Source organism: Peribacillus sp. TE19612 (assembly GCF_056279465.1).
Genome location: NZ_JBWCCL010000014.1, coordinates 73,773 through 91,887 on the forward strand (window position 1 = coordinate 73,773; position 18,115 = coordinate 91,887).

Here is an 18,115-nt window from a genome sequence, read left to right on the forward strand (position 1 = left end):
GTTGCACCTGAAGAAATTCGCGACAGTCGGCGGAAAGGGTGCGAATTTACCAAGATTCGGTTCTGTCCGGAGCATCCTTCCCCCATTCCATTTACTTATTTTGACAGGATAAAATCGCAAATAATCTTCCTTTATATTCCAAATTACCTACAAAAAAAAGTCACCTAAACATGGCGACTCCCACTTCACGATTTAGGTAACTACAAGATAGTCCTTCAAGGCCTGCTGCAGCGTACCCTTTGTTTCTGCTTTATTTTCGAGCTGAATCCCTGAACGGATCATTTTCGTAACAACCTCTGGGCGTAATCCAGTCACCACAGCTTTACATCCCATCATTGCCGTTCCATCGAGGATTTTCATCAAATCATTGATCCTTTCAACTTCGATTTCGATGATACCGGACAAATCCAAGATCAAGGTTTGTATCCGCAGTTTACCTATCTCCATCAATACCTTTTCTTCGATTATCTGTATTCGTGAATAATCGATTGTCCCAATTAACGGAAGGACACAGGTGGTGGAAGTGACGGGAATGATCGGGACGGATAGATTTTCCACCAAGTTTTGCTGAGCGAGTATCAATTTGTCTTTGTAATCGGAGTAACTGACGAAAAAGGATTTAAGAAAATCATCAACCTTTTCATTCACTATTTTCTCTAAATCAAAAAAGACCTTGGAATCCTCAATGAACGCTTTCTTTTCTTGTTCGAACTTATAAAGAAAGGTCCAAAGCGTTCTGCGAAGGGCCTGAATCCATTCCAGCTTGAATGAAAGCGTCAAGGAGTGGGTTGCCCACGTAACTCCCTCTTGTTCGGCAAAGGCAATCAAATCCGTTTCATTCTGCTCCACTATATAACGGACAAGCTTATGTGCATTATTCAAAAGATCGACATTTCCAATCAGAAGGATTTCTTCGATTTTATCCCTGACATTGACCGCTGCTGATAAAAGATATTCTTCAAACTCACTTTTATTCTGCAAAAGGAATTCCATTATTTTATCTTCATCATAAACAAAACTCACTCTTCTCCACTCCCTTTTTGAACATCCAACTGTGATTTTTGTTACTATTTACTTTCTATATGCGTGGAGTTATTTCCTGCTAATTGCTCATATATTAAAGAGAAGGAAAGTAAATGTGTTGAAGCCGGTTAAATCTCCTCTCCTGAAAAAACATTTTTCGATGCGGAAGAAAAGATCAGATGGGTGGAAGATTTCCCGTATTTAATGGCTTCATCGACGAAGTCTTCCAGCGTTTCCATCGAATATGTACTTATTTTAATAAGATAACTGTATTGACCGGCTAACCGGTGGCATTCCAGAACTTCGGGATGGCTCAAGCTAAATTGATAAAAATCCTTGCATCTATCCGTTTCGAATAATATGAATGCCGTAATGCTCCTATCAAGTTTTTCAAGTGATATTTCCGTTTTATATCCCTTTATCACTCCGCTTTCCTCTAATTTATTCACACGTTCTTTCGTTGCTGGAGCCGTTAAGGACACTTCTTGTGCCAGTTCTTTCATGGACATGCGCCCATTATTCTCCAGCAAGGAAAGTATTTTTTTATCCGTTCGATCCAACTCAATCGCCCCCACTTTTTATTATTAACAGAATCCTTTCAAATACATTATAAAATAAAAAGAAATGTGATGAATACGTAATTAATCGTATGTATTAGGGAATTTGCTTTTTATATAATTAATTCAAATATAAATAAGGGGGATGCTGTTATGAAAAAAGTATTGATGCTGCTATCCAATGGATTCGAAGCGGTTGAAGCAAGTGTGTTTACAGATGTATTGGGGTGGAATAAATTAGAGGGTGATGGCACCACTGACCTGGTTACGGTGGGACTTCACGAACGATTGAAATGCACCTGGAATTTCATCGTGCAGCCCGAACTGACCCTCGATCAAGTGAACCTTGATGACTACGATGCTTTGGCCATTCCAGGAGGGTTTGAAGAAGCCGGTTTCTATGAGGATGCCTATGATCAGAGGTTTCTTGATGTGATCAAGCATTTTCATAATAAGAACAAAATCATCGCTACCATTTGTGTAGGTTCCCTCCCACTAGGAAAAAGCGGGATATTGAATGGAAGAAAAGCCACAACATACAACCATCCAACCAGTAAGAGACAGGTGCAGCTAAAAGATTTTGGGGCGATTGTCGTGAACGAACCGATTGTCGTCACGGACAATATCATTACATCCTACAATCCATCCACAGCTTTCGATGTTGCCTTTACGCTCTTGGAAATGCTCACTTCACAAGCTAATTGTGAACATGTGAAGGAATTGATGGGCTTCCATTAAGAATGACACGATAGGGATATTGATTTCCGCTCCAGGCACTCACTTATCCAGAGGCGGTCGTGGGACCTTCCTTTAGACGCGCTTTGCCGCAGGAGTCTAGAACCTTCCATTCCAATCATCTGGAACGTTTTTCAACTAAAAAGTGCAGACCAAACTCACTATTCTTCGAGTTTGATCTGCAGTCTGTGGTTCCGAGTGAATTCGGAACCTGTTTCACGTTATTTCCAATAAGCCAATGAACGGGTTTTCATGGATGCACGGAACTGTTTTGTTGATTTCGGCAAGGCTTTATTCGTTGCATAATCGATGATGACACCATACCGGCGAATGACATCGAGACTATCCAGCTCACCATTGGCGAATTTATCTTCCACGCTTTGTATGTTTTCCTCAAGCCAGTTTTTCCTGTTATTTTAAGTATGCTTACACAACAATATTATTTATCAGGTGTTTCCGATGTGCCTTCCTCGCTGTTTTTGAGGTAAACTTCAGAAATTCCATTCATACCTTCCATTAGTTGCGCTTTAGTATATTCCATACTGCCAACCAGTTTATGAAGCTTCTTATCATTATTCTCTTCTGTAAGTTTAGATTCTGAATCAGTCACATTTTTTCACCTCCATCATTTAGGATGGCAAATCAAGATGGAAATATGTATGACAGGCGTCGATGGCAGACACCCTCTTAAAGTAAACTTTAGGAAAAAACAGGTAATTTTCGTTAAAATCTGTACTTCAAATAAACAGGAAAAGATGATTTTATGAATCTTTTTTAAAAAATCAGCTGTTTTCAAGCCACTAAAGGGATATACTATAGTTTAGCTTTTATTACATTTTTGTTAGTATTTTTTCTTGTCTCACATTGTGTAATATTTTACAAGTTTTTCTAATTACATCAACAAAATGCTTATTGCAAAGGAGAATTGGATATGTCAGAAACGATTACCCAATCACAAACTGAACAACTTAATGCCCGCCAAAAACAATTAGATGTACTGGACCAATTATTAAAGCCTGAGGTTCAGGAATCATTGAACACTTTAGTCGAGCAGTTACCAAAACTAACTGAGTTAGTGAATATTTTAACAAAGTCTTATGATTTCGCTCAATCGGTTGCAACTGATGATGTGTTGAAAAATGATACGGTCAGCGCCATTTCGGAGATCGCGACACCTGTGGTCCATTCAGTGAAAGGACTTGCGGCTAATGCCATCGAAGCTAAGGATCGTGCAGAAGCGAATAATGATGTGATCGGTCTTTTTGGTCTGTTAAGGATGATGAAAGATCCGGAAGCACAAAAGCTTTTCCGTTTCGCCCAAGCTTTTCTTGAAGTCTCTGCAGAACGTAAAAACCAAAAATAATTTGATAAACTTTCAATCAGTAAGGACGGGGGATTAACTATGTCAAAACAAATCGTCATCTTAGGTGCAGGTTACGCAGGATTACTATCTGCTTTATCCGTACGTGAATATTACAATAAAGATGAAGTGCAGGTTACAGTGGTGAACCAATTTCCAACGCACCAAATCATCACCGAATTGCACCGTCTTGCAGGCGGATCCATTTCTGAACAAGCCGTTTCCATTCCGTTGGAAAAGCTTTTCAAAGGAAAAGATATCGACCTTGTCATTTCCAAAGTGGAGTCATTCTCGGTTGATAATAAAGAAGTGAAACTTGCCAATGGTTCCACATTATCTTATGATGCCCTGGTTGTTGCTTTGGGAAGCCAAACAGGATTCTTCGGCATTCCGGGACTTGAGGAAAACAGCATGGTCTTGAAATCCGTAAATGATGCTAACAAGATTTACAAACATATCGAAGATCGCATCCGCGAATATTCTCAAACGAATAATGAAGCGGACGCAACCATCGTGATCGGCGGCGGCGGATTGACGGGCGTTGAGTTAATCGGTGAAATTGTGGATCATTTCCCTAAAATCGCCAAAAAGTTCGGAGTGGACTTCAAGGACTTGAAAATCAAGCTTGTGGAAGCTGGTCCAAAAATCCTTCCGGTCCTGCCTGATCACTTAATCGAACGTGCCATGACAAGCTTGGAAGCACGCGGCGTTGAATTCTTGACAGGTCTGCCTGTAACGGGTGTTAAAGGAAATCAAATCGAATTGAAAGACGGACAAACGATAACGGCCAATACGCTTGTTTGGACAGGCGGAGTTGCGGCTCTTCCTATCGTAGGCGAATCAGGCCTTGAAGTGGATCGCGGCAAAGCAACCGTCAATGAGTATTTGCAATCCAAATCCCATAATGACGTATTCGTTGTCGGCGACAGTGCCGTTGCGTTCCCTCCAGAAGGCGGCCGTCCATATGCTCCTACTGCACAAAATGCTTGGCAAATGGGTGAGCTTGTTGGATACAACCTATATGCAGCCTTTGAAGGCAAGAAACTTGAAGAATTCTCACCTGTAAACTCAGGTACACTTGCGAGCCTAGGCCGTAAGGATGCGGTGGCAACCGTTGGGGCCAATAACACGTCCCTTAAAGGTCTGCCGGCTACATTGATGAAAGAAGCAAGTAATGTTCGCTACCTATCACACATCAAAGCCCTATTCAGCCTGGCTTATTAATTCTAATCGCCGTGACATGTTCACGGTTCATGCCCTTTATTCCCGTTTGGGAGTAAGGGCATTTTTCATATCAAAAAAGGCGGGAACCCGCTGAAGGGGTCCCGCCATATTTCACTCTACATTACTATGTTTGAAATAAGTAAGCTCGTGGCTTATGGACTCCGTTAATGAATAGTCCAAGCAAACTGCATCACATAAAACATGTACACATTGATCAAACAAAGAACTTAACGGCTGGACGCTTTTCGTTTCATGTTCCAAGCGATTCTTCGTTGCTGCCGGTATGACCAAGACCTCATGAGAGACATTCGCTAATTCCGATTGGTCATTCGTCGTGATCGAAAACACCTTGCAGCCCACTTCCCTGCCTTTTGCTGCAACGGATATCACACTTTTGGTCGAGCCGCTCCCGCTAATGGCTATGATCAGATCGCCTTTCGAAATAGAAGGAGTAATCGTTTCCCCGACTGCATAGACGTTTAAGCCAAGGTGCATCAATCTCATCGCAAAGGCTTTGGCCATGAAGCCCGATCTGCCTTCACCCACGATGAAGATCCTGGTGTCGGACCGTAAATGTTTTAGGAGCGCATCCGTTACCCCTTCGTCCATTTTTTGAAATACACCGTTCATTTCTTCTAAAATAACCCCAATTTCCTTATTCAAACTTCCTTCACACCTTTCTTCCCATTCACCGTTTCCTTAAATAGACGGGCAGCTTCTGCGGGATCCTTTGCTTTTGTAATCGCCGAGCCAACGATGATGACATCCAGCCCCTTCCTGATCATTACAGGCAAGGACGAAAGAGTGATCCCTCCTGCTGCAGCCCTCAAGGACCCAGCATGATTTCTCATATTGATCATGGCATGACCCGAATTTTCCTGTCTGTCCTTGCTTACATGCTCACAGAATATCGCCTGCCTGTAAATCCGTAATTGCTCAAGCCGGGTATCGGATACATTCAATAAATCAATCATGATCTGCCCCTTGTATTCACACGCTTTTTCCAGGCATTTTTGGATGGTTACATCTGAAGCAGCCCCCATTACCGTAGCTACATCAGCCCCGCTTTGAAAGCAAAGATCCATTTCATAAGCCGCATTGTCCATCGTCTTCATGTCGGCAACGATTTTTTTATCCGGAAAGTGGTTTTTCATTTCTTTAATGCTATTCACTCCGAATTCTTTAATCAGGGAAGTCCCCACCTCAATCCAGTCAATCGAGGCTTCCACGCTTCGTGCCATTTCAATGGCTTCCTCCATATTCATGCGATCCAACGCCAGCTGAATTTTCATGACGAAACCGCCTCCATTTGCTTGACTGACGTAACCGCAGGCTTTTTAACCATTAATGTGAGTAACGCTGAAATCAATAAAGATCCCGCCATGAAAATATAGGATGCTCCGGGCCCGCCGGTCAATCCGTTTAAATATCCGACGAAATAGGCACCTACAAATGAGCCAAGCGCCCCCATACTATTAATCAGGGCCATTGCTCCGCCAGCCACATTCCTTGGGAGGATTTCAGGAATGATGGCAAAGAACGGTCCATACGGTGCATACATCGCACCGCCTGCAATAACCAACAGGGCATATGAAAGCCAGAAATTCGATGTGCCGAGCATGAAGGAACCGAAGAATGCGATTGCCCCCACAAGCAGCGATGTCCAAACGAACGTTTTTCGATTTAATGTTTTATCCGAAAAATAGGATAGTGCCAGCATCGAAATGACCGCTAACAAATAAGGTCCGGATGAAAGCCAGCCCGTTGCCACTATATCCATGCTCGACGCTTGTTTAATAATGGACGGCAGCCACATGACGAACCCATAAACCCCGATGCTCCACATGAAGTATTGGATACTGAGCACGATGACCTGCTTTGACTTAAAAGCTTCCCTATAATTTTTAACAGGTTTTAATGCAGCCTGTTCTTTCTGGAGGGTCGCTTCCATATCTAGCTTTTCCTGATCTGTAAGCCACTTGGCATCTTTGGGACGGTCATTGACGAGCTTATACCAGATAAACGCCCAAAGGACAGCCGGAAGTCCTTCAATGATGAACAGCCATCTCCAGTCGAATGCCTTCAATAGGTAGCCGGAAAGGATCGACATCCACAATACAGTAACTGGATTACCCAGAATCAAAAAGGTGTTGGCCCGGGAGCGTTCTTCTTTTAGAAACCAATGGCTTAGGAAAACGAGCATCGCGGGCATAACAGCGCTTTCAACAACACCAAGCAAGAAGCGAATCGGATAGAGCCATGCCACACTTGTCGCCATCCCCGTCAATGTCGCCAGTCCTCCCCAGAGAATCAAGCTCCAAAAAATCAGGATTTTGGCACTTTTCTTTTCTGCGTAATGTGCACCTGGAACTTGAAAGAAGAAATAACCAAGGAAAAACAGCGCGGCCAGAAAGGAGGATACCCCGGCTGTGATATTAAGGTCTTCCCCCATTCCTCCCGCTACGCCAAACCCATAGTTGGCACGGTCGAGATAGGCGAGACTGTATGTGATGAACACTAGGGGGATCAATCTCATCCACCTTTTTCTCGAAGCTACTTGTAATTGAGACATGATTAAAGCACTCCTTTTTTCATAAAGTGTTCTAGCTCTTCCATATTAGGGAGGCCTTCGTGATCTCCGGAAGACATCACGGCCTTGGCCCCTATCGCATTTCCGCGTAAAACTGCTTCTTCATTCGATGCCCCTTCCAGTAAAGCGCTGATTACCCCGACAGCAAACCCGTCTCCTGCCCCTACGGTATCCACGACTTCCGCTACGGTAAAACCCGGTACCTCCTTCCTTTCATCTTGGGTTGCAAAGTAGGCTCCTTCTTCCCCGAGTTTAATCACCACAAGCTTAACACCGAGCTCGAGGTAGTAACTGGCGATATCCTCTTTGTTGCTGTATCCTGTAAGAATTTCACCTTCCTGAATTCCGGGAAGCAGCCAATCCGCCTCTTCCGCAAACATATTGACGATGCTGATCATCTCCCTTTCATTCGGCCAGAGTGATGGACGCAGATTTGGATGGAATGAAACGGTTACACCCTTTTGTTTCAGATGCTTCAAGACTTGCCATGACAGCTCTCTGAAACTGCCGGAAATGGCAGGAGGTATCCCCGTTAAATGCAGGTGCTGTGTTGAAGGGAGTTTCTCCAAGGGAAAGTCCTCCAGGGAAATCTTGCTGGCGCTTGAATTCTTCCTAAAGTATTCAACGACCGGATCTCCTTGTTCGACTTTGGATTTTAACTGGAACCCAGTTGGATTGAGTGGATCCATCAAAACATTGGAGACATCCACCCCCTCATTTGTGAGCGTTTTCATAATCATGCGCCCGAACGAATCATCCCCCACCTTGCTCATCCATGCAGTTTTAATCCCTAACCTTGACAGGCCAATTGCTACATTGGTTTCGGCCCCTGCCACATAACGCTTATAACGCATGCAATCATCGAGGCTGCCCGAATCCTCAGCAATGAACATCGCCATTGCCTCTCCCATCGTCAGTACTTTAAGCTCGTTCATGGCTGACCTCCTGTTCCATTTTCATAAGTGAAATATAAGTCGCTGCATTTTCCAATGTTACCGGGAACTCAATCGCTACCGGACAAGCGTCATTAAACTTTTCCAATAACTCCATTACCTCAGGCAGCAGCGGCATCGATACCGGCTCAGTCACCCAACCCTCTTTCTCGCGCTTCACTTGCTTCAAATGAATATAGTCCACATATCCCGCTAAATCCTTCGCAGCTTCCATTGGAACTTCTTCTGTATACAGCCAATTGCCCGTATCAAATGTCAGTCTAATCGGGATATCCAACTTTTCGGAGCAACTCAGGAAATGAGCGATCCGGTTTACATTTCCACCGCCAAGCGTCTGATCGTTCTCGATGGTGATTTTCAATTCACGGTTTTGCAGATTTTCCACCAAGGCTTGATTTATTCGAAACATATCAGTTTCAAAAAAATCGTAGTTTCCTAGAGGCATCTTCAGCAATTCCGCTCCCAATTCATCCGCTTCCCTTGCCAAGCATTTAAAACCTATTTCATTCATTTGATGGTTTGAACCGATCAGGAAATCAGGAGCGGAATAATAAATGGCCAAGTTAAGTTCCCTGCATAAGGCACCCAATTCTTCCAGAGAATCATCCGTCGTCAACAATTCCTTTCTGATTTCGATTCCATCAGCTCCAGCGGCTGCTACGAGTTTTATGATTTCAAGATGTCCGAGCGCTTGAAGCCTTTCGGCCGGTATTGAATTCATGCATACAAATACTTTCATATTAATCCTCCTGACCCCAAAATGGTATCGGTACCATTTTGGGAGTTAATAAAGTCTTCAAGTTTAGAAGACTTATGATTTTTTTATAAATGGAGTCGTTTCCCTTATATTCAATTTCGCTTGATACGCCATTGTCTGCGCTGGGGAAGCCTGTCCATCAATGCGGCGCAGGATCATTTCCATAGCAGCGACCCCGATTTGGTATGTGGGCTGTTCAATCGTTGTAATGCCCGAATAAACGATGGTGCTCCAATCCGGATTATCAAATCCCATCATTGCTAAATCTTCCGGGACCGACAGTTTCTTTTCTTGTAAAAGTAAAATTAATTTTAATAGCACGACACTATTTGCCGTCAATATAGCTCTTGATACACCTTTTGAGTCATCTAAAAAATGCTGGAGCTTGGACTCGACATCTTTTAAATCATCGACATTGACCTCATAAACATCTTCTGAACTCGGATGACTGTGGCTCATCAACGTTTGCTGAAAGGATAGCCGCCGCTCATGCCTGGTACTGACATTGCTGGCAGGTTCACTGAAAAATGCAATTCGTTCATAATTTTGGCCAACCAAATAATTGACAGCTTGTGAAGTAGCCTGAAAATTATCCAATCCTACCGTATCGATTTCAAGATCTGGCACCTTCCGATCCAAAAGGATGACCGGGGTTTTTTGCTCTTGCATCTGTTTTAGCATGTCGTGATTACCGCCAGTCGTATGAATGATAAGCCCGTCGATGCGATGGGATAAAAGCATATCAAAATAGCCTCTTTCCTTCTCGGGGTTATTATCCGAATTGCAAATCATCAGATTATATCCATTCTGGCTGCATATATCCTCAGCCCCCCGAAGGATGGCCGTCGTATATGGATTGTTGATGTCCGCCACGATGATTCCAATCAAATAACTCTTATTGCTTTTGAGCCCTCTTGCCATCGTGTTTGGGCGGTACTCCATTTTGTTGATCGCCAGCTCGATTTTCTTACGGGTTTTGTCAGAGAGTTCATCAAATCTCCCCCCTAAATACCGGGAAACAGAGGTCTTTGAAACACCTGCTTCTCTAGCAACATCGTAAATTGTAGCCTTTGCGTTTTCTTGTTTAACCATTACATTCATCCATTCGCGAATTTTGGAACCGGTTCCATTTTTATAAATATTAACACATTACCAATGAATGTCAATCCATTTTATTCAAATTCTTTTTCTTCCGCTGAAAATAGATAGCCGCATGGATCGACGCCAACTTCAAATGCCAAGCTGACAGCCCGTTGCTTTTTTCACCGTACTCCTTCATTTCCTATACTAAAATATATTAACTAAACTGTATAATATAAACAGCTACAGAGAGGGGAAGGCTTTTTTTGATGAAAAATAAATATTCAAAATGGTTACTTGTTGTAGTTATATGTATGGGTGTTGCTATCGGAGGTTATTTGTATTATTCCAGTATTGCAATTGGAGGCACATCTGATAATGGTATGTGGAAAGCAAATTATAAGAAAAACTCTGATGAAACAGTTGGCGGATGGATTGGACATCTTCAACAAAAGTCTGGTGGCAAGGTCAAGATAAAAGAAGTAACCTTTACTGATAATGGAAAAATAGTAGTGGAACATAAGGGATTTACAGAAGGAAAAAGTGAAGATGGCTCTATTACAAAATTAAATCCATTATCAACGGATTTTTATTTGGGAGATCCTCCAAAAAAAGAGCATGTGTACAAGTTGCATATTACATGGGAGAAAAAAGGACAGCCCATGACAGATACCTTTCTTCTAAAATAAAAGAGCATACGTTCATGCCAGGATTTATCTGATAAATTATGGAGCCATTTTGAAACAAAATGGCTCCTTTTATAGACATCATTACATTTTATTCGGCGCTGAAATTCCCAATAAACTTAGCGCATCCTTCAATACAATCGCAACGGAAAAAGCGAATGAGAGCTTCATTTGTTTCCATTCATCTTCCACTAAGATTTTTGAATGTGCATAATATTTATTGAATGCACGAGATACATGCAAGCTGAATTTCGCGATTTGTGATGGATCGGCTTGTTCAAATGATTTTTGGACAATGATCGGGTATTGCTCCAGCAGCTGGATGACTGGCCACGCATATTCGCCTAAAGTGTCATATTGGATGTCCTGCTCTTTAAAATCACCTTTTTCAAGCAAGGAGGAAATTCGCGCATATGTGTACTGTACATATGGGCCCGTTTCTCCCTCAAAATTCATCATTTGCTCTAATGAAAAATCAATATCGTTCATGCGGTTATTTTTTAAATCATTAAAGATTACCGCTCCGACACCGACTTGTCTTGCAACCAGTTCTTTCTGTTCAAGCGCTTGATTTTTTTCTTCAATATTGCGCTTCGCAGTTTCGATCGCCTCTGCCAATACATCCGCAAGCAGCACGACTTTCCCTTTACGGGTCGACATTTTCTTACCGTCTTTTAGCATCATGCCAAATGCTACGTGCTGTAAGTCTTTTGACCACTCATACCCCATTTTTTCAATGACGTTAAAGAGCTGTTTAAAGTGCAGGGATTGTTCATTTCCGACCACATAAAATGTTTTCTTTGCCTCATACTGTTTTTTACGATACATGGCTGCAGCTAAATCACGTGTGGCATAAAGTGTCGCACCATCCGTTTTCGTAATCAAACACGGCGGCATATCTTCCAATTGCACGACATAGGCACCTTCGGATAGGGCAAGCAGGCCTTTTTCTTTTAGTTCCCCGACAACCGCATCCATTTTATCATTGTAAAATGCTTCGCCGGCATAGGAATCAAAACGGATGCCCAATAAATCATAAATCGTCTCGAATTCTTTTAAAGACGCATCCCTGAACCATTTCCACAATGCCAGTGCTTCCTCGTCCCCGTCTTCAAGCGACTTGAAGCTTGCGCGTGCTTGTTCATTCAATGATTCATCGGTTTCTGCTCTTTCATGGAACTTCACATAGATTTTCAATAATTCCTGAATCGGCGAAGCTTCGATTGCCTCTTTGTCCCCCCACAGCTTATACGCGACAATCAACTTACCGAATTGCGTGCCCCAATCTCCTAAATGATTGATACGCACGGCATTGTAGCCATTTTTTTCGGCAATGTTGGCCAGTGCATTCCCTATGACCGTAGAGCGTAAGTGCCCCATGGAAAAAGGCTTGGCAATATTCGGGGAGGAATAATCAATCACGACATTTCCCTTTCCAGTCTGCATCGAACCATACTGATCCTTTTCCCTTAATATCGTTTGCAGCACATTTTCCGTCACCATCTGCTGATTGACGAAGATATTCAGATAACCTCCCACTACGTTCACTTCCTGAATCAACGTACTGTTTAATTGTTGGGCTATTTCCGACGCAATCACCTGAGGCGATTTTTTGAATTTTTTCGCAAGAGTAAAGCACGGAAAGGCGACATCACCTAACTCCATCATTTTCGGCTTTTCCATTAATTTTTCTATTTCACTTGCTGGCATTTCATTGTTCAAAGCAGTTGAAATCAATTCTGCAATTGGTTTATTCATCGACATTTTCCCTCCTAAACAAAAAAGCCCCCGCCTCTAAATAAGAGACGAGAGCATGAATTCCCGTGGTACCACTCTAGTTGCCACAAATTGCGGCCACTTTCCATTGTTAACGAGGTGACTCCCCGATATTCCCTACTGAACGTTTCAAGAAATTTCTCCAAAGTGCGCTTCATTCATCCGACCTGCATTAGGCTCCCACCATCCCTAACTCGCTTTCCATTTCAAAATGAACTACTCTCTTCATCTCAGAATTTTCAATATTATAATTTAATCCATCGTACACAATTTAAAAAAACGTGTCAACAGAATTTAAGAAACAAATCCTAACCAGCCGGTAACTTCATTTTATCCTTGATCGTCGAAAAATACTTCCTTACTGTCCCAATTGTGCCGCGTTGATTGGACGGCTCAATATTGGATGGTGGACCATCGGCTAACAGCCCTAACACTCCCATTTCCCGGCCATTATGGCTGGAAGGCCCATCAATAAGCTCTGGGGAGTATATTCGCTTGCCATCCATTATGCAGCGAATCGAGTAGGCTAACTCTTCACCCGGGTTATCCTTCAATAAATAACCACTTACATCAGCCTTTAACGCGAGTTGAAAATAACCAGTCCTTCGAAATGTCGTTAAAATGACCACTTTGCATTCAAATGACCTTAATGCTTCTGCTGCCTCAAGTCCGTTCATTACAGGCATCTCCATATCCATGATACACACATCAGGCCGTAATTGGTGTACAAGAGCCATCGCTTCTTCTCCGTTACTGGCTTGCCCGACAATTTCTATATCTTCTTCAAGATTGAGTAGAGAACTTATTGCCTCTAATAGCATTTGCTGATTCTCTGCAATGACAATTCGAATCATTATTAAGTTCTCTCCTTTATCGAGTTCCTTATATGAAGCAAAGACTCCCCAAATCCGAGGATTATTAAGGGAGTCTGGAATGATACATGAACGTTACAGTTCAGATTTCACTTGAGTGGGAACACTTTTTTTCGTTAAATATTTTATGTCCTTGAAACTGACGAAATTCTTGGATTCCTCATCCCATAAACGGAAACGGAGTGAGCGCAAGCTTGTTGCAAGAGTTATCGTCGGAACGTTCTCTAAAGGCTGCGTATTATTATGCGCCATTTCCAATTTATAGTTAGGCACCCTTGGACTTAAATGATGAACATGATGGTAACCGATATTACCAGTAAGGAACTGCATCAGTTTTGGAAGCTTATAAAAAGAACTTCCCTCCACTGCTGCCAATACATATTCCCACTCTTCATTTTCTTCAAAATAAGAGTCCTCAAATGTGTGCTGGACGTAAAACAGCCAAATGCCGATTGAACCAGAAATCATGAAAATGGAACCTTGTACCAGAAGGAACGACTGCCAGCCTACTGCCAGGCAAAGCAATGCCGCAAAAACGACGATTAATACATTCGTCAAATACGTATTATTTTTTTCCTTCTTTCTAGCACCTTTACGGTTAAATCTATTTTTAAGAAGGAAAACATAAATCGGCCCCAAACCAAACATGACCAATGGATTACGATAAAAACGATAAGCAAAACGAAGTTTAAACGGTGCAGCCAAATACTCATCTACCGTAAGGGTCCAAATATCACCTGTACCCCGCTTATCCAAATTACCGCTTGTTGCGTGATGCACAGAATGCTCATGTCCCCATTGATCAAACGGGAATAAAGTCAAAACACCCATGATCGTACCGACTATTCTATTCGCACGGCGGTCTTTGAAAAATGAATGATGCGTACAATCATGAAAAATGATGAATATTCTCGTCAAGAATCCTGCAGCAAACACAGCTGGGATTAAAGCTAACCAATAAGAAACGGAAAGACTTATATATGCTAGGTACCATAAAATGATGAACGGCCCCAGGGTATTGATGATCTGCCATATACTTTGCTTTGTCGTTGATTGTTCAAAAGGAGCAATTTGTTTTCTCAAGGATTTCGTATTTTGCAAGGTCATATTTCAATTGCACTTCCTTTTATTTGTCGTTATCCATAGTATAAAGAATCCAACCTGATTTTATTAGTACCAGGTGTCATGACTAGAAGATGACAAATGTCATGTACAAGTCATTTCCAGTGACAAACGTAAAAAAGGCCAACCAGGATGAACCGGTTAACCTGTACACATATATAGGATTTCGTTATCTTCAAAATGACAGGCGGCCTTACTTTAAGAACAGGACTGTCAATGCTTAACATCAGTAAGCAAATGAAGGCCCGTTACTCTCCTTTTAAAAATAAATAAAGACCATAATCCGTCGAAGTTGAGGCATAGCCCATTTGGCGCAACATGGCCGTGATATTGCCGCGATGATAGGTTCCATGATTCACGACATGCGGTACCAATTCGGCTGCACTTGTTTTCATTTGTCCTCCAGCTGGATTCTCAATTATAAGAGGTTTATGTATATTTTCTTTTTGGCCAAGCAGCGATTTGTACCGCTCGGACAACTCAATAAACATGGCCTCCATTTCCTCTAATTCCTTTGACTCCATTTGTTCTTTCAGTTGTTCAGCCAGCTCCAATGCATGTTTCATGCTTTTACCGGAAAAAACCTCCGCCCACCCCAGATCGGAAAGATACACATGGGCCATCACACTCGATATCGATGAAAACACACTTTGAACTTCCTGATGGTAAACATCCTTTGGAAGCTCTTTTAAACGGTTGAAAATCTGATTATTTGCCCATATGTTGAAATCATAAAACTGTAATGAAAAATTTGACATATAAACTCTCCCCTTCTATTTACAAATCAATTGCCCTTCATACGGAATAATTCGTCCCACACGAAGGTTAGTAATGCCTTTCCACAATGTACCTCTATTTATATGGCTATTCTCCATAGTAAACTAGTAAAGTTAAATTTTACAAAGGGGAATAAAATCATTGTGAAAAAATTCTTTGGATGTTTTATCATGTTAAGCCTTCTTTGTATGTGTCTCTTTCCAACCAGTGGTCATTCATCAAGTAAAACCCAATCCATAGGTTCTGTTAAATTGGACAATACAAAAGTTTTTAGTTCTCCTAAATTAGGTTCCACTCTATTAAAGACCTTAAAGAAGGGCGAAGAGTTTCCCATCATTTCTACTTCGGTTGGGGATTCCGCGGGGCCCATCATTCATAAAGTGAAGTCTGGAAACACACTATGGAAAATAGCAAATCAATATGGTGTTTCAGTAAGTGAGCTGCAAAAAGTAAATAAATTAACCTCTTCCGAAATAACTGTTGGCCAAAACCTGAAGATCCCCCAGAAATATAAGATCCATAAGGTTGTATCAGGCGATACATTGTGGAAGATCTCTAATAAATACAAGGTAACAACAAGTGATTTGACGAAATTAAATAACTTACACACGGTTACCCTTAAAGTGGGCCAAAAATTGAAGGTTCCGGATTATTACTGCCAGGTTCAATTGCTTGGCGGAAAAAAGGGCTGGATAAAGAAATCCCAGCTTCAAAAAAAGGCGCAAAATCGAATCGTCATGGGCTGGAAGCATAATGGATCGAAAGAAAGCTATACCCAGCAACTTAAACACCCCAATTTGAATGTAGTATCTCCCCGTTCTTATACGCTGACGGATACCGGTAATTACGTTTCCGTTTCTGTAGATACAAAATACATCCAAGCTGCCCATAAACAAGGAAAACAAGTTTGGCAGCTTATCGGGAATAAATTTGACCCTGTATTAACTGGTTCTGTACTAGGCTATACAAAAAAACGCCAAAAATTAGTTTCAGCTTTACGCGATTCACTTGTTAAAACGAAAAGTGATGGAATAAATGTAGATTTCGAAAACATCGACCCAAAAAATAAAAAGGACTTTGTACTTTTCATCGGCGAACTAAAAAAGGAACTAAAACCGCATGGAATTAAAGTGTCTGTGGATGTCACCCGAGAAAATGAAGACCCTTATTGGTCAAAAAGCCTAGATAGGAAAGCACTTGGCAAAATAGCGGACTATATAATCATAATGGGTTATGACGAGCATTGGGGAGGGAGCCCAGTAGCCGGGTCCGTTTCCTCGTTACCTTGGATCAAAGAAGGAACCAATCTTTTAATGAAAGAAGTACCTGCTCATAAGATCATATTGGCTGTACCATTTTATACGAGAGAATGGGAAACCGATTTGTCGACCAAAAAAGTGAAAAGTCATGACCGTACCATGGCTGAGGTTAACAAAATCATTTCAACTCAAAAACTTAAAAAGCTATGGGATAAACAGACGCAACAAAATTACGTGGTGTACACTTCCAAAGGGAAAAAGCATCAAATTTGGATAGAAGATAAAAAATCGATGAAACTCCGTATGGACCTGGTTAAACAAAATCATCTAGGCGGTGCAGCTGCTTGGTACATTGGATCAGAAACCCCTGACATTTGGGATGTCTATCATTTTAATCAATAGGTAAATGCATTAAGGAAAAAGGCCTCACATTGTGTGGGGCCTTTTCTGCATGACATCATTTTCAGTCGGTCCAGTCGTCTTAAGTGAATAGACCACCCCAATAAATATCAAGGAAATACCCAGAATTTGAATAACGTCCGGTTTAAATCCTGAAAGCAGAATATCCAAAAGGATGGCAACTGCCGGATCGACAAAAATCATGAAAGATACTACATTTGTAGGCAAATGGCGAATACTATTAAAAAACAGCAAATACACAACGCCTGTATGGATGATGCCGGTAAGCACCGTATAAAACCATTCGGAAGATTTTAACGTTGTATATACGGAATAATCGACAAAAGGAATCAGTAATAGAAATCCAATGAACATTTGCAGAAATGTGGTCGCATATACACTCGTCTTTGTAATGCTCTTTCCTAAAAGCATGGTTGCCGCATAGAAAAAGGCAGCAATGATTCCATACACGATGCCCTCCCATTCAGGAGAAGATGATCGAAATCCATCTGTTCCCATAATGAATAATGTGCCAGTGAAGCAAAGGGAAATGGCCAAGATGGAGAATACATTCATTTTCTCCCTAAAAATGAGGCTCCCTATAATGAGTACAAGGATCGGCGCTAAATGATAAAGCGAAATGGCGATTGTCACCGATATCAGCTCAAAAGATTTAAAGAGGAATATCCAGTTTAACAAGTTGGCCACCGCGCAGAAAATGATCAGCATTACCTCCCTGCCATTCCATATTTCGTTCTTGAAATGTCCGGTAATCATCCAGGCTGCACATAAGAATACGGCAGCACAAATGCAGCGAACAAAAACCAATTCCAATGCAGGAAGTCCTGATAGTTCCGAAAAGAAACCGACAGAACCAAAGATTGTCATGGCTAGAGACAGTTGAAGAAGTGCTATTTTATTCATTTAATTTCCCCTCATGAAACT

Annotated in this window: 20 protein-coding genes and 1 other annotated feature; of the genes, 5 read left to right on the top strand and 15 right to left on the bottom strand. The window is 41.8% G+C overall.

Going from position 1 to position 18,115, the window contains the following annotated elements; translation table 11 throughout:
- Positions 1 to 192: 192 nt before the first annotated feature.
- Entirely contained in the window at positions 193 to 1,023 is an 831-nt protein-coding gene (locus tag ACZ9AO_RS21785; protein ID WP_476110390.1) for an STAS domain-containing protein, read from the bottom strand.
- Between the two features lie 128 nt (positions 1,024 to 1,151).
- Complete coding sequence (locus ACZ9AO_RS21790) at positions 1,152 to 1,583, bottom strand: Lrp/AsnC family transcriptional regulator (protein ID WP_034304284.1); 432 nt, start codon at positions 1,581 to 1,583, stop codon at positions 1,152 to 1,154.
- Between the two features lie 150 nt (positions 1,584 to 1,733).
- Here ACZ9AO_RS21790 and ACZ9AO_RS21795 point away from each other — a divergent pair, with 150 nt between their 5' ends.
- Positions 1,734 to 2,318, top strand: a complete 585-nt coding sequence (locus ACZ9AO_RS21795) for a DJ-1/PfpI family protein (protein ID WP_251544180.1) — start codon at positions 1,734 to 1,736, stop codon at positions 2,316 to 2,318.
- A gap of 218 nt (positions 2,319 to 2,536) precedes the next feature.
- Here ACZ9AO_RS21795 and ACZ9AO_RS21800 read toward each other — a convergent pair whose 3' ends face one another.
- Both ACZ9AO_RS21800 and ACZ9AO_RS21805 read right to left on the bottom strand, forming a co-directional pair.
- The gene (locus ACZ9AO_RS21800; protein ID WP_476110392.1) at positions 2,537 to 2,692 is read right to left on the bottom strand and encodes a hypothetical protein; all 156 of its coding nucleotides are present in this window, start codon (positions 2,690 to 2,692) and stop codon (positions 2,537 to 2,539) included.
- A gap of 62 nt (positions 2,693 to 2,754) precedes the next feature.
- Complete coding sequence (locus ACZ9AO_RS21805; protein WP_153246157.1) at positions 2,755 to 2,925, bottom strand: hypothetical protein; 171 nt, start codon at positions 2,923 to 2,925, stop codon at positions 2,755 to 2,757.
- A gap of 321 nt (positions 2,926 to 3,246) precedes the next feature.
- On the opposite strand from ACZ9AO_RS21805, the gene ACZ9AO_RS21810 reads away from it, so the two are divergent.
- Complete coding sequence (locus tag ACZ9AO_RS21810) at positions 3,247 to 3,678, top strand: DUF1641 domain-containing protein (protein ID WP_048687523.1); 432 nt, start codon at positions 3,247 to 3,249, stop codon at positions 3,676 to 3,678.
- Between the two features lie 39 nt (positions 3,679 to 3,717).
- Entirely contained in the window at positions 3,718 to 4,899 is a 1,182-nt protein-coding gene (locus tag ACZ9AO_RS21815; RefSeq protein ID WP_063594794.1) for an NAD(P)/FAD-dependent oxidoreductase, read from the top strand.
- Between the two features lie 111 nt (positions 4,900 to 5,010).
- Here the strand turns inward: ACZ9AO_RS21815 and hxlB are convergent, their stop codons facing one another.
- From hxlB to ACZ9AO_RS21845, 6 genes are all read right to left on the bottom strand, one after another.
- A complete protein-coding gene (gene hxlB, locus ACZ9AO_RS21820; RefSeq protein WP_476110394.1) occupies positions 5,011 to 5,562 on the bottom strand; it encodes a 6-phospho-3-hexuloisomerase in 552 nt (183 codons plus the stop codon).
- Positions 5,559 to 6,191: a 3-hexulose-6-phosphate synthase gene (gene hxlA / locus ACZ9AO_RS21825; RefSeq protein ID WP_476110396.1), complete on the bottom strand. Its 633-nt coding sequence runs from the start codon at positions 6,189 to 6,191 to the stop codon at positions 5,559 to 5,561. Before hxlA ends, hxlB begins: the two co-directional genes overlap by 4 nt.
- Positions 6,188 to 7,471, bottom strand: coding sequence for an MFS transporter (locus ACZ9AO_RS21830; RefSeq protein WP_048683980.1), 1,284 nt, complete (start codon positions 7,469 to 7,471; stop codon positions 6,188 to 6,190). The genes hxlA and ACZ9AO_RS21830 overlap by 4 nt, the downstream gene beginning before the upstream one ends.
- Positions 7,472 to 7,473: 2 nt before the next feature.
- Entirely contained in the window at positions 7,474 to 8,424 is a 951-nt protein-coding gene (locus tag ACZ9AO_RS21835) for a sugar kinase (RefSeq protein ID WP_476110398.1), read from the bottom strand.
- Positions 8,411 to 9,181: a sugar phosphate isomerase/epimerase family protein gene (locus ACZ9AO_RS21840; protein ID WP_476110400.1), complete on the bottom strand. Its 771-nt coding sequence runs from the start codon at positions 9,179 to 9,181 to the stop codon at positions 8,411 to 8,413. The genes ACZ9AO_RS21835 and ACZ9AO_RS21840 overlap by 14 nt, the downstream gene beginning before the upstream one ends.
- Before the next feature lie 72 nt (positions 9,182 to 9,253).
- Positions 9,254 to 10,291, bottom strand: coding sequence for a LacI family DNA-binding transcriptional regulator (locus tag ACZ9AO_RS21845; protein ID WP_476110402.1), 1,038 nt, complete (start codon positions 10,289 to 10,291; stop codon positions 9,254 to 9,256).
- A gap of 254 nt (positions 10,292 to 10,545) precedes the next feature.
- Between ACZ9AO_RS21845 and ACZ9AO_RS21850 the strand changes: the two genes are divergently transcribed.
- Positions 10,546 to 10,968 (top strand): hypothetical protein, encoded by a 423-nt coding sequence (locus ACZ9AO_RS21850; RefSeq protein WP_476110404.1) that lies wholly within the window; start codon positions 10,546 to 10,548, stop codon positions 10,966 to 10,968.
- Between the two features lie 81 nt (positions 10,969 to 11,049).
- On the opposite strand, the gene argS is transcribed toward ACZ9AO_RS21850, so the two are convergent.
- From argS to ACZ9AO_RS21870, 4 genes are all read right to left on the bottom strand, one after another.
- Positions 11,050 to 12,723: an arginine--tRNA ligase gene (gene argS, locus ACZ9AO_RS21855; protein WP_251543998.1), complete on the bottom strand. Its 1,674-nt coding sequence runs from the start codon at positions 12,721 to 12,723 to the stop codon at positions 11,050 to 11,052.
- Between the two features lie 40 nt (positions 12,724 to 12,763).
- Positions 12,764 to 12,982: a binding site (T-box leader), on the bottom strand.
- 67 nt (positions 12,983 to 13,049) lie between these two features.
- The gene (locus tag ACZ9AO_RS21860) at positions 13,050 to 13,595 is read right to left on the bottom strand and encodes a response regulator (protein ID WP_476110407.1); all 546 of its coding nucleotides are present in this window, start codon (positions 13,593 to 13,595) and stop codon (positions 13,050 to 13,052) included.
- Positions 13,596 to 13,688: 93 nt separating this feature from the next.
- Positions 13,689 to 14,720: a Delta(5) desaturase DesA gene (gene desA, locus ACZ9AO_RS21865; RefSeq protein WP_048683962.1), complete on the bottom strand. Its 1,032-nt coding sequence runs from the start codon at positions 14,718 to 14,720 to the stop codon at positions 13,689 to 13,691.
- Positions 14,721 to 14,983: 263 nt separating this feature from the next.
- On the bottom strand, positions 14,984 to 15,493 hold the full coding sequence (locus tag ACZ9AO_RS21870) for a DinB family protein (RefSeq protein ID WP_048683959.1): 510 nt from the start codon (positions 15,491 to 15,493) through the stop codon (positions 14,984 to 14,986).
- A gap of 189 nt (positions 15,494 to 15,682) precedes the next feature.
- On the opposite strand from ACZ9AO_RS21870, the gene ACZ9AO_RS21875 reads away from it, so the two are divergent.
- Entirely contained in the window at positions 15,683 to 17,173 is a 1,491-nt protein-coding gene (locus tag ACZ9AO_RS21875; protein ID WP_476110409.1) for a LysM peptidoglycan-binding domain-containing protein, read from the top strand.
- Positions 17,174 to 17,197: 24 nt separating this feature from the next.
- Here ACZ9AO_RS21875 and ACZ9AO_RS21880 read toward each other — a convergent pair whose 3' ends face one another.
- The gene (locus tag ACZ9AO_RS21880; protein ID WP_476110411.1) at positions 17,198 to 18,094 is read right to left on the bottom strand and encodes a DMT family transporter; all 897 of its coding nucleotides are present in this window, start codon (positions 18,092 to 18,094) and stop codon (positions 17,198 to 17,200) included.
- Between the last annotated feature and the right edge of the window lie 21 nt (positions 18,095 to 18,115).